We start from the raw sequence: 13,825 nt of genomic DNA, 5'->3' as shown, positions 1-13,825 counted from the left end.
CGTGAGACCGCTCGCCCGCTGGGCCAGCGTCGCTGCCTGTCTCGCCTCGCTCGCGGCGTGCAAGCGGGCAGGCGCTCCCGCACCGGCTCAGTCGGACGCGGCGCCCTTGCCAACGTCCGCCGCGGCGAAGCTCGACGGGCGTGCCATCGACCACGCGGCGTGGCTCGACGATGAACGCGTCGTCGCAGCCGCCGGCAAGGAGCTCTTTCGCATCGCCGTCGAAACGGGGAACTCGGAACACATCGGTTCACTGCCGAGCGACGTCGAGCAGCTACGCGTTGCCGGCGGCGTCGACGTCCTGGCTCTGACCAAGGACCGGCACGTGCACGTCCTCGGGCGAGGGCCATTGCCCGTCGACGTCGTGGCGTTCTTCCAGGTCTCCGCGAACGGCAAGGTTGTCTTCGTGACGCGTGCCGACGGGCGCGACAACACGTTGGTCTTTGACCTCGTGGCGTACGCAGAGAGGGCCACCATCCGTGGCGTGCCGTACGCCGACTTCCTCGGCTTCGAGGGGCGCTACGCCATCGCGATAGGGGGCGTCTACGACACGCAAACGGGGGCGCGGCTCGACGGCATTGAAGGTGGCACCACGTGGGCGAGTGTTGGCGAGCGCGCCGTGTTCTTGAACGACGAAGGCCTCCAGCGTCTTCGACGTGAAGACCGCCAAGAGCATCCACCTTCGCGCGCCTTGTCCCGAGCGCGGGGGGTACACAGTTGTTGAAGACGCCGTCGACCCTGTAACGCGGCGCGCTGTCTGCTGGTGCCACGATCGCGTGATCGTCGTGGCCATCGACACGTTCGCACGTGTGGACTTGCGCATTCCGAAAGCGCCGCCTGTGTACGACCGCGACAAGTTCCCGTGGTCCACCCTGCGAGAGATTCACTTCGCGCCCGACGGCAAGAGCCTCGCCCTCGTGGGCCGAGGCACGGAGCCTCGCTCCTTTCGCGTCACCCTCGAGGGTCGACCAACGGTTGTCGAGGACCAGGAGGCGCCGCAACTGCCATTGCCGCCGCCGGAGCGCTCACCAAACGGACGTTATGGGCTCGTCGTGGAGAAGGGACAGTTGACCATCCTGGCTCGGGGCGGCGCGACGTTGCGCACGCTCGGCGTCCCACGACGATGATCGGCGCGATCACCACAAGACGTCGTCGCGCGACGCTGTGGTCGGCGGGGCCCCCGGGGGGGGCCTCTTTTTCTCCCCCCCCGGGGGGGGGGGCCGGGGGGGCTGGTTCATGGCGGCTCCTGATGGCCCCTCCCCCCCCCCCCCCCCACCCGCCCCCCCCCCCCCCCCCCCCCCCCCCCCCCCCCCCCCCCCCCCCCCCCCCCCCCCCCCCCCCCCCCCCCCCCGCCCCCCCCCCCCCGCCCCCCCCCCCCCCCCCCCCCCCCCCCCCCCCCCCCCCCCCCCCCCCCCCCCCCCCCCCCCCCCCCCCCCCCCCCCCCCCCCCCCCCCCCCCCCCCCCCCGCCCCCCCCCCCCCCCCCCCCCCCCCCCCCCCCCCCCCCCCCCCCCCGCCCCCGGGGGGAAAAGCCCCCCCCGCCCCGACCCCCCCGGGCCGGAAGCCCCCGGTGGGGGTCGCCCCGCCGGCCCGCCCCCCGGGCGGGCCCCCCCCCCCGCCCCCCCCCCCCCCCCCCCCCCCCCCCCCCCCCCCCCCCCCCCGCGGACGGGACCTTTGCGTACAACTTGTCCGGGGCTGGCCAATTGAGCCGGGGAGGCGCAATGCAGCCAGCCGGGGCGCTGCGCGCTCGCCGGTTGGTTCGTTCAACGTGACTCGCCTCGCGCTAATCAAACGCTCTGACGCGGCCGATCGCGCCACGTTCGCAGAGCCCTTCTCCAGCGCCGCCGACGGGTTGCACAGTGGCGACGCCTGGCCATACTCACGGGCGTGAAGCCGGCGCGCGCAAAGGTATTCGTGAGTGGTGGCAGCCCGGCCGGCCGGACGACTTCCTCAGGCGCGCCGCGCACGGAGGGGAAGACGGCCGCGCTCGCCCGTGGGGTTGGGCGTCGACTCGTCCTCGAGCCGCAAGGCGAATGGCCGGAGAGCTTCCTCCGGTGCCTTGGGTCCGTGTCGGGGGAACTCGAACGTCCGCCCCGCCCCAGCGTCAAGAGCCTCCGCGACCCGTTCGCCTAGCTCCTTCTTCCTCGAGACCGCTACGGTCAACTTCGCGCTGCGTGGCCGTGGGCTCGAGTTTGCGCGCCGCTTACCGTCAGACCTTGCGTGAGCGCGCTCACGCTCGCCGCCGCTCTCGCCAGTAGTGAGCAGACCCGACTAAGGCGCAAGGATGACCTGCGCCCACGTCGTCCTTCCTCCCTTGCGTAGCGACGCGCTGGGCGCTGGATCGAATCGGCACGCCGTGATGTCCTCGTGTTGGGGGGCTGACATGGCGAAGCTTGCGCTGGCGTTGATTGCACTGGCTGCGGGATGCACGAGCCGAAGCGACGAGGCTACATCGGGCTCATCGGGGAACCTCTCCGCAAGCGAGCAGACAGCGACCGCGCGCGCCACGCGTGATCACCTTCGCGTGGCGTTTCCGACGCTCTTTGCCAAGGCGACCGAACGTCCAAGGACCGCCGCAGCGCCGGTCGTCGGCGGCTGGTCGACGCGCAGCGACAGTAGCGTTGTGGCGGGGGGCGGCGGGGGGCGGCTTCAAACCTCGTCGTTCGTTCCTAGTCTCGCGGCCGTGCCGTTTGCCGTTGAAGGCGATGGTGTAGCGATTCGCGTCCGCCTTCGCGAACTCGCGAGTTCGCCCGGCGCACTTGTCGACGACGAGGTCTATTACCCGGCGACCTTCGCGGGCAAGGCCTCGACGTACGTGCAACGCGTCACGAAGGAAGGGACCGAGGACTTCCTCGTTCTCGACAGCCCGCCCGCGCAGCCGCAGGTCGAATACGACGTCTTCTTGGACCGCGGCGTTGAGGGCCTCCGGCTTGTCGATGGCGTGCTCGAGTTCGTGGGGACGAAGGGCACCCCGCGAATGAGAATGTCGCGACCGGTTCTCGAGACCGCCGACGGCAAGTTTGTCGAGCCGCGCGTGAGCCTCTTGGGCTGCGCCGCCGACACCGACGCGCGGCCACCGTGGGGTCGCGCGCCCGTTGCGCCGGGCGCAACGGAGTGTCGCGTGCGCCTCGACTGGTCCGATATGCCCGTCACGTATCCGGTACTCGTGGACCCCGAGTGGGTGAACACGGCGGCGATGGTGGCCTCGGGTCGAAAGGAGCACGCGATGAGCCTGCTCGACGACGGCCGCGTCCTCGTCACGGGCGGCGGCCTCAGCGCGGCACACTACTTCACGAGCAACGAACTCTACGATCCGGCGACCCGCACCTGGGCCGTCACGGGTAGCTTCTCAAAGAGGCAATCGCACACCCAGAGCAAGCTCCTCGACGGCCGCGTCGCAGCGATTGGTGGCGGCTCGCCGATCACCAGTGGAAGCGCGTGGAATCGCCTCTCGCTCTACACGCCGGCAACGGGCACCTGGGTGGACGGCACACCGCTCATCACGTCCAGGATCCTGCATACTGCAACGGTGCTGGCCGATGGCAAGGTGTTCGTGACGGGAGGTCAGAATTGGCCGACGTCGCTCACAGCGACGGAGGCCTACGACCCCGTGGCCAACACGTGGACCGCGCGCGCCGCGATGTCGACGGGCCGAAGCTCTCACGCGGCCGAACGACTTCACAACGATCGCGTGCTTGTCGCCGGCGGCTGGACCGGCGCGGCGGCGACCGCGAGCGCGCAAGTCTACGATCCAGTGGCCAACACCTGGGCCACGACGGGTAGCCTCGCGACGGCGCGGTACGGGCACAGCTTGACGCGGATGTCGTTCGATCTGGTTGTGGCTGCCGGCGGCACCGGGGCGGCCGGGGACCTCGCCACCGCGGAGCTCTACACGCCGATCACCGGGTTCTTCACGCCAACATTGCCCGCGATGGCGAGCGCTCGCACGCGCCACACGGCGGTGGCGCTCGAGGGCGATCTCTTGCTTGTCGGTGGCAAGAACGGTGCGACCACGCTGAACACGGTCACCCGCTATGGCAGCGTGACCAACACCTGGGGCGCGGAAGAGAACCTGCCGCTGGCCAAAGAGGGGCACCGCTCGTTGAAGTTGAACACCGGCGAAGTCCTCACGGCCGGCGCGGGAAGCGCGGAAACGTGGGGGTCACCGTTCAATCCGGAGCAGCCGAGCGCGCTCCCCGTGAAGGTCGAGTGGCTCACGGGACCGGGCGTTCGCTCCGCCAGCGACCTGCTAAGCGTGCGGCTGACGAACTCGTCGGGCGCCGACAAGACCGTCACGGTGCAGCTCACCGGTCGCGGCCTCGACGAACGCTCGGCGACGCGTCTCATCGGAACCTACACGGTTGGCACGACGCCGCTCACAGTGACGTTCCCTGCGGGCAACCTGCCGGTGCAAAGCGTGGGCACGCAGGCCCAGGCGGAGGTGCGTGTAGAGCTCACCCAGCCGAGCGGGGTCGTGCACATCCCGAGCCCGCCGATGCACTACGAGTTCGCCAACGGCTACGCCACGGTCACCCTCTTTGGCTCGACGCGCAAGGCGGTTCCGGCGAACTTCGACCCGCGAAACTACTTCACGCTGACCGCCGGCGAGCTTGTGGTGACCCAGGCGTCGATGATGGCGCTGCTCAAGACGTCCACGGAAGCCGCCTTCACGAACACCGGGCGCGTGTGGAACGGCACGAGCTACACCGAGATGGCCTCCTTGCCGCCGAACGGAGGCGATGGCGGTACGGTCACGGGCATGGTGCCGCTCGACTTGGATCTGTCGGACCTCTTGGCGAACACGAGCAGCATTTTCGTGGCGAGCGCGGAGACGGGGACGGTGCAGCCCTACACGGTCTGCAACAACTGGCGCGGCGTCTTCATCGACTCGGGTTTCTCCGAGAGCTACGGGGCCAACAAGGAGAGAACCCTCACCGCTGCGCAATACGCGACGTTCATGATCACGCGCCGCTCCGACGGAGCGCTCGTGGCGAACGGCAACTTCACGGTGCTCGGCTGCTCCGTGGTGAACCTCAGGTCGAACACCGACTACGTGGTGTCGCTGATTCCAAAGCTGAAGCGGCTCGATGGTGCCGAGCTTCGAGCCAACTACGGCGACCTCAAGCTGACGACGACGTCGGCTCCATTTACCATCTATCCCGTGGCGGTCCCGGCAGGGAGCTACAAGGGGATTAAGCGAGGAACTTCGCTCGTTGTCTCGACCGGGGTGCGAACGAAGGTCGGTTCGAGCGTCGGGATCAACGCGGAGTATCAAGACTCGCTGACACGGGCGATGGCGGCCGCAACCTTAGTCTTTGGTGACTCCGCGGTCATGCCCGCCGGCGGGAAGCCCCTGCGCGTGCTGACCGAGCGAAATTGCGCAGATGTGGATACGCTTGGGTCGATTAGCTGTGGAGCCGACCCCACTCTCTACATCGGGCCCGGCCACAGCCTCTGGAAGTTCATCGTCGCCCACGAAATCGGGCACGTCGCGCAGAGACGCCTGGGCGGCCTCGTAGGGCGCGACTACTACGATCACACGCCGCTTCCGGCCCTTTGCACGTGCGCCCATGCGTCGCCCGCCACCTTTCACTGTCTATCGGGCGTTAGCTTCACCGACAACGCGCAAGACGAGGGCTTTGCGCACTTCATCGCGGCACGCGCGTGGAACGATCTGTCGGCCAACAAGGTATTTGTGTACTACAAGCAATCGTATCGAGCCGCCGATCCCCTTGGCGTCGGCGGACTCGAGTCCCCGCCGGCGGCGCGGTACTGCGGCGACGGCCTGAAGTGGGAGGAGACGAACTGCGCCCCGACGCTCTCCTCTGACTTGGGCGTTGAGTGGGATTGGTTGAACTTCTTCGTCGGAACGGCGACGGGCGTTGACGCGATCACGCCGACTCAGATCGGGGCGGTTTACCGGAGGGCGTGCGGCGGCAATTGCAACGACGAGGATAGACCCACGTGGTCGACGTTGAAAGCCGCGGCGGTGGACCCATTGGCGGACGGAGGCGCTCCCGTGCTTCCGACCCTCCAACAACGCGCCAAGTTCACCACGCAGGGAGACGTCCAGGGTGTTGACCATTAGGCGAGTGGTGGCTGCGGCCTGGCTGTTGCTTGCAGCGAGTTGCTCGCGGGAAGCTGCGGCACCTCAGGAGCGCGCGGCGACACCCACGGACGGCGGATCGATACGTCCTGACGGCTCGAGCACGGTGACCGAAGCTGGACCTGTTCGCGACCCCTGCGCTGGCCTCGAGCCCAGCCCGACGTGCGTTCATCCACCCGTCACCCGGTCCTGCGCGGACGGCTGGTGCCTCATCCCCGCTGGATGCTTCATTATGGGGTCGCCGCCATGCGAGTGGGGCCGCGGGCGCAACAGCGAGACGGAATCCGAGACGACCCTTACCCACGCGTTCTACATGCAGGAGAAGGAGCTCACGATCGGCGAGTGGGCGGCAACCGGCGAGCTCAACGTGACGCTGGCGCGAGCCGGCGCCGAGCAATGCACGGAGCCGTCGTGTCCTGTTGCGCAGGTCAACTGGTACGAGGCTCTCCGATTTGCGAATCGGTACTCGGCTTGGAAGGGCAAGCCGGAGTGCTACACGCTTCAAGGCTGCGGGCCCGACGCCGGCCCCGGACCGTTTGGTTGCACCAACGTGTCGGCGGTGAACACCTCGGTCTACGACTGCGATGGTTACCGATTGCCGACGGAGGCAGAATGGGAGTACGCGGTGCGAGCGGGCACGAGGTCGCCGACCTTCGCGGGGCCGCTGACCCCGATTCCGCCGCCGGCCGATCCCACGGACTGCAGCACGCAGCCCATCATTGAGCCCTTCGCCTGGTATTGCGCGAACTCGGGTGGACGCACGCACCCCGTTGGTCAAAAGTCGCCGAACCCGTGGGGGCTCCTGGATTTGCTGGGCAATGTTCTGGAACACACATCGGACATGTACACCGGCATTGGGCACAAGCCCGCGCGTCGGGTCGACCCCGGGGCGCTCATCGTGCCGGGCGATTCGACGCCGCTCCGTGGCGGGAGCGCGCTCCTGGCGCCGCGCAACACGCGGTCGGCGGGTCACATCGGTTTCACGCGTCTCGCCACAGATGGCGGTCTGCGCCTCGTGCGCACGGCGAAGTAGTCATAGTCTAAGGGAGTGGTGTCGCGCGTGAGGTGGGCGGTCGTCGCTCTCGCGCTGGCGAGTTGCTCGAGCGGCAAGCAAGCGCCATCGATCCAAGAGCCGCCGGACGCGTCGGTCAGCCCGCGGCTCCCGGATGCTGGACCTGCGCCCGCGACGACCGAAGCTGGGCCTGTTCGTGACCCCTGCGCTGGTCTCGAGCCCAGCCCGACGTGCGTTCATCCGGTGGTCGCGCCGTCGTGTAACGACGGCTGGTGTCTGATTCGCGCTGGATGCTTCATCATGGGCTCGCCCCCCTGTGAATGGGGTAGGGGTCGATTCTCAGAGACCGAGTCGGAGACCACCCTGACACATGCGTTTTACATGCAAGAGAAGGAACTTACGATCGCCGAATGGGGCGCGACGGGGGAACCAAACGTCACGCTGATGCGGGACGCGGGAGTAGCCCAGTGCGTGGAGGCGTCCTGTCCCGTGGCGCAGGTCAACTGGTACGAGGCGCTTCGCTTCGCAAACAAGTACTCGGCTTGGAAGGGATTGCCAGAGTGCTACCGCGTGGAGGGTTGCACGAGCGACGCGGGGACCGGGGTTTATGGGCCTACGTGCGCCAACGTTTCGGTGATCGGCCCGTCCGTTTACGACTGCACCGGCTACCGTCTCCCAACCGAGGCGGAATGGGAGTACGCCGCGCGCGCCGGCTCGCGAACGGCGACCTACGCCGGGTCGCTCGCCCCAACGCCGCCACCGGCCTCGCCCAGCGACTGCAGCGTCCAGAACGTACTTGAGCCTATCTCGTGGTACTGCGCGAACGCCGGCGGCGTCACTCATCCGGGCGGCCAGAAGGCTCCCAATGCCTGGGGCCTCTTCGACATGGCAGGGAACGTAGGCGAGTACACCTCCGACCTCTTCGTGGGTATCGCCTACGCGCCAGCGCGTCGAGTCGATCCCGGGGGCACGCTCATCGACGGCGCGGCTTCCCCGATGCGGGGCGGCGGTGCGATCGGTACGCCGCGCGGCATGCGGTCTGCGAATCGCTATGACATACCGCGGATTGGGGCCCTCGGCGGCCTCCGCCTCGTGCGCACGGCGAAGTAATCGTAGGGTAGGCGGGTGCGCTCACTCCGGAAGGCCGCGCTGATCGCAAGTGCGCTCGCGAGCTGCTCGCGCGGCGAGCAAGCGACGTCGACCCAGGAGCCGGCGGACCCGTCAGCGAGCCTGCAGCCACCGGATGCTGGACCTGCGCCCGCGACCACCGAAGGTGGGCCTGTTCGTGACCCCTGCGCGGGCCTCGAGCCAAGCCCGACCTGCCTTCACCCCGCGGTCACGCCGTCCTGCAAAGACGGCTGGTGCCTCATTCCGGCGGGTTGCTTCATCATGGGGTCGCCGCCATGCGAGTGGGCGCGTGGCCGAAACAGCGAGACGGAGTCGGAGACGACGCTGACGCATGCGTTCTACATGCAGGAAAAGGAGCTCACGATCGGGGAGTGGGTGGCGACCGGCGAGCCGAACGTGACCCTGCTACGCGACGCAGGCATCGTGCAATGCACCGATCCCTCGTGCCCGGTGGCGCAGGTGAACTGGTACGAGGCCCTTCGGTTTGCCAACGCCTTCTCGAAGGCTCGTGGTGTGCCCGAATGCTACCGCCTTGAGGGGTGCGAGTTGGACGCGGGGACCGGCCCAGTGGGCCCGTCTTGCGCGACCGCAACTACGGTGAATGCGTCGGTCTACGAATGCGAGGGCTACCGTCTTCCGACGGAGGCCGAGTGGGAGTACGCCGCGCGTGCGGGCACGCGAACGGCCACCTTTGCGGGGCCGCTCACGCCTTCGGAACCGGCGGCCGGTCCAGCGGATTGCAGCGCGCAGCCCGTCCTTGATGCCATCGGTTGGTATTGCGGCAACTCGACGGGCACTACGCACCCGGTGGGCGAGAAAGCACCGAACCCTTGGGGCCTCTTCGACATCGCCGGGAACGTCCCCGAGCACAACACGGACGTCTACGTCGGCATTGGCTACAGTCCCGCCGTTCGCGTGGACCCGGGCGCAGCGATCCTTCCGGGAACGGACCCCTTCGTGGCGGAGGCGCCATCAGCGTCCCTCGAAGCCTCCGCTCCGCGGGACATCTTGGGTTTCCACGCTTCTCGCCGCAAGGTGGCCTGCGCCTCGTGCGCACGGCGAAGTAGGTCGTGGTGCAAGCGACCGCGCGAGGCGTCGTCGCCGATGCGCTCGCAGGTCGCTCAGCCTCGAAACGAGTCAGTTCGTCCGTCGCGAAGGCGGCACGCTGCGCGGTCGCTTCGTCACGCTCTTCTCCGGCGCCTTCTCCAGCACCGCCTTCTCAGCCGGCGTCTTCTCCGCTGCCGTCGCCGTCTTCGCGCCGCCGCTCGGCGCGTTCTCAACGCCCGCCGTCGTCGCCACCGCTTCGCCGTCGCGTGCGGCCCAGAAGTCGCTGATCTTCGGCCACAGGCCCTTGGCCGCGCTCTTCGACACGACGGCGCCGACGTGGCCGCCGGGCAGGTGCAAGAGCTCCTTGTCCTTGGACGACACGAGGTCCATGAGGATCTGCGCGCCCTTCGCCGGCACGATGTTGTCGTGCTCGAAGGTCACCGCGAGCAACGGACAGCGGATGTTTCGAAGCTCCACGCGCTCGCCGGCCAGCGAGAGCTCGCCCGTGAGGAGCGCGTTCTTTTGGTAGAGCTCCTCGATGTACTTGCGGAACGCCTCGCCGGGGAACGAGATGTTGTCGTTGCCCCACGTCTCTAGGGCGATGAAGCCGTTCAAGAACTCGTCGTCCCACGCGCGGTCGAGCATGTAGACGCCCTTGGCGAGGTTGAGCGTGGGCCGCAACATCAAGAACGTCGCCTGCATGAGCTGCCAAGGCACGTTGCCGAACGCGTCGAGGATGACGCCCACGTCGAACTCCTTGCGACGCGTCCATTGCGAAAGAAGGCCGCCGTCGTCGAAGTCGATGGGCGCCGCGATGTCGACGAGCGACGCGATCTTCTCGGGACAGGCCGCCGCGTAGATCGTCGCGAGCGTTCCGCCGAGGCAATAGCCGAGGACGTGCACGTCTTCGCCGCCGGAGCGCTCCGACGTCTTGCGGATCGCGCGGCCCATGTAGCCGTGGCAAATCGCATCAAACGACAGGTAGCGATCTTCTGCGCCGGGCGTGCCCCAGTCGATGACGTAGACGTCGTGACCACGCGCCACGAGCCACTCGACGAAGCTCTTCTGCGGCATCAAGTCGAGCACGTAGTGCCGGTTGATGAGCGACGGCGCGAGGAGCACGGGGCGCTTGTAACGAACGCCCTCGGGCCGCGGCCGGTAGCGGAGGAGCTTCCACTTGTTCTCAGCGAAGACCACGTCGGACGGCGTTTGGCCGACGGCGGGCTTCTCGCGCTTGGCGAGACGCGCGAGGTTCATCAGGCGCTTCACGAGCTTGTTCGGTTGCGGCTCAACGTTCGCCATAGACGTCTCTTCTGCCTTCGGTTGCGACTCGGTCCGAGCCTTCGGCTACTTCGCGCCGCCCGACACGTTGCCGGCGTTGGGGAGCGCCTTCATGGCGGCTTCGTCGTAGAGCGCTTCGAATTGCTCTTGGAAGCGCCCGTAAACTTGCTTGCGACGCACCTTCATCGACGCCGTGAGCAGGCCCGACTCGACGGTGAGCGGCGAGCTGAAGGCGACGTACTTTCGCAGCGTCTCGTGGTGCGCGACCTCGCTGTTGACCTTCTCGACGGCGGCCTTCACGTGCGCGTGGAAGTCGCCCGTCAGCTCTGTCTCGACGTGCGGCCAGACGCCGCAGACGAGGTAACGCTTCGCGTCGCCGTAGACGACGACGTGTCCGATCTTGGCGTCGTCGCGGAAGCGAATCTCGATGTTCGCGGGGGGCACGTTCTTGCCGCCGGCGGTCACCAGGATGTCCTTCTTGCGATCGATGATCTGGAGGAAGCCGTCTTCCGTGTAGCGGCCCACGTCGCCGGTCTTGAACCAACCGTCGGTCGTGAAGCACTCCTTCGTGGCCTCTTCGTCCTTGTGGTAGCCGCGGAAGATGTTCGGCCCGCGCGCGAGGATCTCGCCGTCTTCGGCGAGCTTGAGCTCGACCGACGGGAGCGCTTTGCCGACGGAGTCGAAGCGGAAGCCGTTGGGGCGGTTGAGCGTCAGCGTGGGCGAACACTCCGTGAGGCCGTAGCCCTCGATGATGAGGACACCGCTCTTGTAGAAGAGCTCCTTGACCTCACGCTTCAGGCCGGCGCCGCCGGAGAGGCAGAAGCGCAAGTTGCCGCCGGTCAGCTCGGCGAGCTTGGACTTGATGGTCGACTCGTCGCCGTTCGCCCCATCGGAGGCCATGATGGCCATTTTTTCCCAGTGCGACGGCACGCTCATGAAGACGCTCGGCTTGAGCTCCGGCATGCGCGCCATGACCGACTGCGGATCCGACAGGTACGTCGTGAAGCCGAGCGTGTTGCCGAGGCACATCTCGCCGAAGCCGAAGATGTGGCTCATGGGCAACCACAAGATGTCGACCATGCCCTCGTCTAAGAGCATCGCGTTGCACTCGAGCCAATCGCGGCCGTTGATGCCCACGTTCTTGTGCGTGAGGGGAACGCCCTTGGGGTTGCCCGAGGTGCCGCTCGTGTAGAGCATGATGCCGGGCTGATCGAGCGAGACCGACGTCATGGTCCGCTCGAAGAGCTCGTTGTCGCGGGCGTGGAGCGCCTTGCCCTTGGCGATGGCGTCGCTGAACGTCGTGATCTTCTTTTCGACGTCCGCGAGGCTCGGGAGAGGTTGCCGCTTTCCCGCGGCGGGGGTGGTGCTCGCGAGCACCTTGGCCACGTCGAGACGGGAGTCCATGAGGACCACCTTCTCGAGCGTCGGCATGTCGAACCACGCATCAAAGACGCGCGCCAAAAGCGCGGGCGTGTCTACAAAGAGCACTCGCGCGTCTGCGTGGTTGACGATGTAAGCCGCCTGCTCGGCCGTGCTCGCCGGGTAGATAGGAACCATCACGCATCCCGCGGATTCGATGCCTAGGGCTGCCGACGCCCATTCGACTCGATTGGGAGCAAAGATGGCCACCCGGTCCGCGCTCTTGAGCTCGGAGGCGACAAGAAAGAGAGCTACGTTGCGGATCTCCTCCGCGAAAGTGTTCCAAGTGACAGGGCGCCAGCCGGTCGGCTGCGTCTTGTCAGAAAGCATGAAGCGAGGCTTGTCGCCGTGGGTCGCGAGGCGATCGAAGACGGCCCGCGGGGCGATGCGAAGTTCGAGAAACGGCGTGATGTCCAAGGTGCCCGTCCTTTCAATACTGCACTGGGGCGCGGTTGTTCTTCCCTTGGTCTCACGACCGAGCGTCGTGGCCTTTGTTCTTGCCGCGAGGCGCGCCCTTTTGGTCGGCGCCTTGGTCGGCGAGCTCGGCGAGCTTCTCTTCGAGATCGAGGATGCGACTCTCAAGCTTGTTCAACACGTGAAGCGAGCGCTCTTGATCGTGGCGCGTGGGCAAACCCCAAGCCGACCACCAGTTTGCCGCCGCCTTCTCGTAGGCGGCCTTGCCCTTCATGGCGGCCGTCAGCATGGCGCCCGACGACCCGAGGACCATGGGGTTCTTAAGCACCGACTCCATGTACTTGGCGGTGGTGTTCTCCCAGGCGTCGAAACCCTTCTTCCACGTTTCCCAGAGCATGCGTGCTTCTCCTTGCCTGGCGGAGCGGTGGCTTAGCAGGCCGCCCCGCGAAATCACGTTTGTCGTCTACGGTTTGTCGTTTCGTCTGGTGCGGGCACAAAAGTGCGCGAAATCTGGGGCCTTTCGCCTCAGGGACCGAGCCCCAGACGTCGAAATTCTGCCGCCTCGGTGAAGTCTTCCGCTGGCTCGTTGTTTGCGGAGGCGATGCGGGCCACCTCCCCGAAACACTCGAAAAAGTACGAGACCTGCCGGCGCGTCGTTTTGGCCCCCGCGATGGGCTCCACCGTCACGAGCGTCTTCACCCGCAAGGTCTGCGAGAACGTGATGTCCGGGAGCGCGAGTCGCCCCGTCGCGTCGACCTTCGTCTCGTAGGTGTCCTTGCCCGCGTACGGTTGCCCGCGGAGCGTTCCGTTGCGAACGGTACCCGTCGACGACATCGTCGCGCCGGCCACGAGCGGCAGCTTGTAAAGGACGACCGGTGGCTCGTAGACGAGCAGCGTCTTTCCGTCTGCGCCGTTCTGGTCGACCGACGCGACGCCGAGGATTTTGATCTCGCTCTCGCTGCGCGCATAGACGGCGACGTTGCGCGCGGCGAGCTCCAGCGGCGCGACGAACTCGGCGGCGGGGAACGAGCCGGCGTACCACTTGTCTTCGATGTGCTGCGCCGTGATGGTCGCGAGCCGATCGTCGCGGAAGGGGACCGAGTAGTCCCAAAGACGTTGGCCGTTCGCCTCGACTCGGCCCGCGAGATCGACCTGGCGCGTCTGCCCGTCGGGGTTCACGAGGAAGCGCGCCGGTACGTCGAAGCTGGGCGCGAGCTCCTTCGATTCGATCTTGCCGTCGAGGTTCGGCACGCACGCGAGCGGCGCCGGCGCTCCGGCCTCGTAGCTCGCGTTCTGCGGAAGCGTCGTTTGGTTCTCGCCGCACGCTGCTGCGTGCAAGACGAAGAGCGCGCCGAGCGCGGCGGTACAGGTCAAACGATAGGTCGAGCGAAAGGCGGATTCGAGGCGGGAGAGACTCATGGTT

9 protein-coding genes and 1 pseudogene are annotated in these 13,825 nt (G+C 67.4%); 6 read left to right on the top strand and 4 right to left on the bottom strand.

The genetic code is table 11. The features are described 5' to 3' along the window. The first annotated feature begins 1 nt into the window (after position 1). The 6 genes and pseudogenes from IPG50_30565 (at position 2) to IPG50_30540 (ending at position 9,075) form a co-directional block, all read left to right on the top strand. Positions 2-721 (top strand): hypothetical protein, encoded by a 720-nt coding sequence (locus IPG50_30565; GenBank protein ID MBK6696501.1) that lies wholly within the window; start codon positions 2-4, stop codon positions 719-721. Further along, a complete protein-coding gene (locus IPG50_30560; GenBank protein MBK6696500.1) occupies positions 654-1,124 on the top strand; it encodes a hypothetical protein in 471 nt (156 codons plus the stop codon). Before IPG50_30565 ends, IPG50_30560 begins: the two co-directional genes overlap by 68 nt. 1,554 nt (positions 1,125-2,678) lie before the next feature. Further along, on the top strand, positions 2,679-6,083 hold the full coding sequence (locus IPG50_30555) for a hypothetical protein (GenBank protein ID MBK6696499.1): 3,405 nt from the start codon (positions 2,679-2,681) through the stop codon (positions 6,081-6,083). A 250-nt stretch (positions 6,084-6,333) separates the two neighbouring features. Beyond that, on the top strand, positions 6,334-7,134 hold the full coding sequence (locus IPG50_30550; GenBank protein ID MBK6696498.1) for a formylglycine-generating enzyme family protein: 801 nt from the start codon (positions 6,334-6,336) through the stop codon (positions 7,132-7,134). A gap of 279 nt (positions 7,135-7,413) precedes the next feature. Then, a complete protein-coding gene (locus tag IPG50_30545; GenBank protein ID MBK6696497.1) occupies positions 7,414-8,223 on the top strand; it encodes a formylglycine-generating enzyme family protein in 810 nt (269 codons plus the stop codon). Between the two features lie 279 nt (positions 8,224-8,502). Continuing rightward, positions 8,503-9,075: pseudogene (locus IPG50_30540) on the top strand (SUMF1/EgtB/PvdO family nonheme iron enzyme). A gap of 303 nt (positions 9,076-9,378) precedes the next feature. Here the strand turns inward: IPG50_30540 and IPG50_30535 are convergent. The 4 genes from IPG50_30535 to IPG50_30520 all read right to left on the bottom strand — a co-directional run bounded on the left by IPG50_30535 (position 9,379) and on the right by IPG50_30520 (position 13,821). After that, positions 9,379-10,590 (bottom strand): alpha/beta fold hydrolase, encoded by a 1,212-nt coding sequence (locus IPG50_30535; GenBank protein ID MBK6696496.1) that lies wholly within the window; start codon positions 10,588-10,590, stop codon positions 9,379-9,381. A 45-nt stretch (positions 10,591-10,635) separates the two neighbouring features. After that, complete coding sequence (locus tag IPG50_30530) at positions 10,636-12,405, bottom strand: long-chain fatty acid--CoA ligase (GenBank protein MBK6696495.1); 1,770 nt, start codon at positions 12,403-12,405, stop codon at positions 10,636-10,638. Between the two features lie 52 nt (positions 12,406-12,457). Then, positions 12,458-12,799 carry a hypothetical protein gene (locus IPG50_30525; GenBank protein ID MBK6696494.1) on the bottom strand — a complete coding sequence of 114 codons (342 nt, stop codon included), beginning with the start codon at positions 12,797-12,799 and terminating at the stop codon, positions 12,458-12,460. A 128-nt stretch (positions 12,800-12,927) separates the two neighbouring features. Beyond that, entirely contained in the window at positions 12,928-13,821 is an 894-nt protein-coding gene (locus IPG50_30520; GenBank protein MBK6696493.1) for a hypothetical protein, read from the bottom strand. Positions 13,822-13,825: the final 4 nt, after the last annotated feature.

Source organism: Myxococcales bacterium (genome assembly GCA_016703425.1).
Classification (GTDB): Bacteria; Myxococcota_A; Polyangia; order Polyangiales; family Polyangiaceae; genus JADJCA01.
The sequence above is the reverse complement of the archived record's forward strand: the minus strand, read 5'-3'. Positions and strand labels throughout refer to the sequence as shown.

Excerpts from the sequence above, each read along its gene's own strand:
- IPG50_30550 (MBK6696498.1), top strand. The coding sequence starts at position 6,334 with ATGGGGTCGCCGCCATGCGAGTGGGGCCGCGGGCGCAACAGCGAGACG.
- IPG50_30545 (MBK6696497.1), top strand. The coding sequence starts at position 7,414 with ATGGGCTCGCCCCCCTGTGAATGGGGTAGGGGTCGATTCTCAGAGACC.
- IPG50_30520 (MBK6696493.1), bottom strand. The coding sequence starts at position 13,821 with ATGAGTCTCTCCCGCCTCGAATCCGCCTTTCGCTCGACCTATCGTTTG.
- IPG50_30535 (MBK6696496.1), bottom strand. The coding sequence starts at position 10,590 with ATGGCGAACGTTGAGCCGCAACCGAACAAGCTCGTGAAGCGCCTGATG.
- IPG50_30525 (MBK6696494.1), bottom strand. The coding sequence starts at position 12,799 with ATGCTCTGGGAAACGTGGAAGAAGGGTTTCGACGCCTGGGAGAACACC.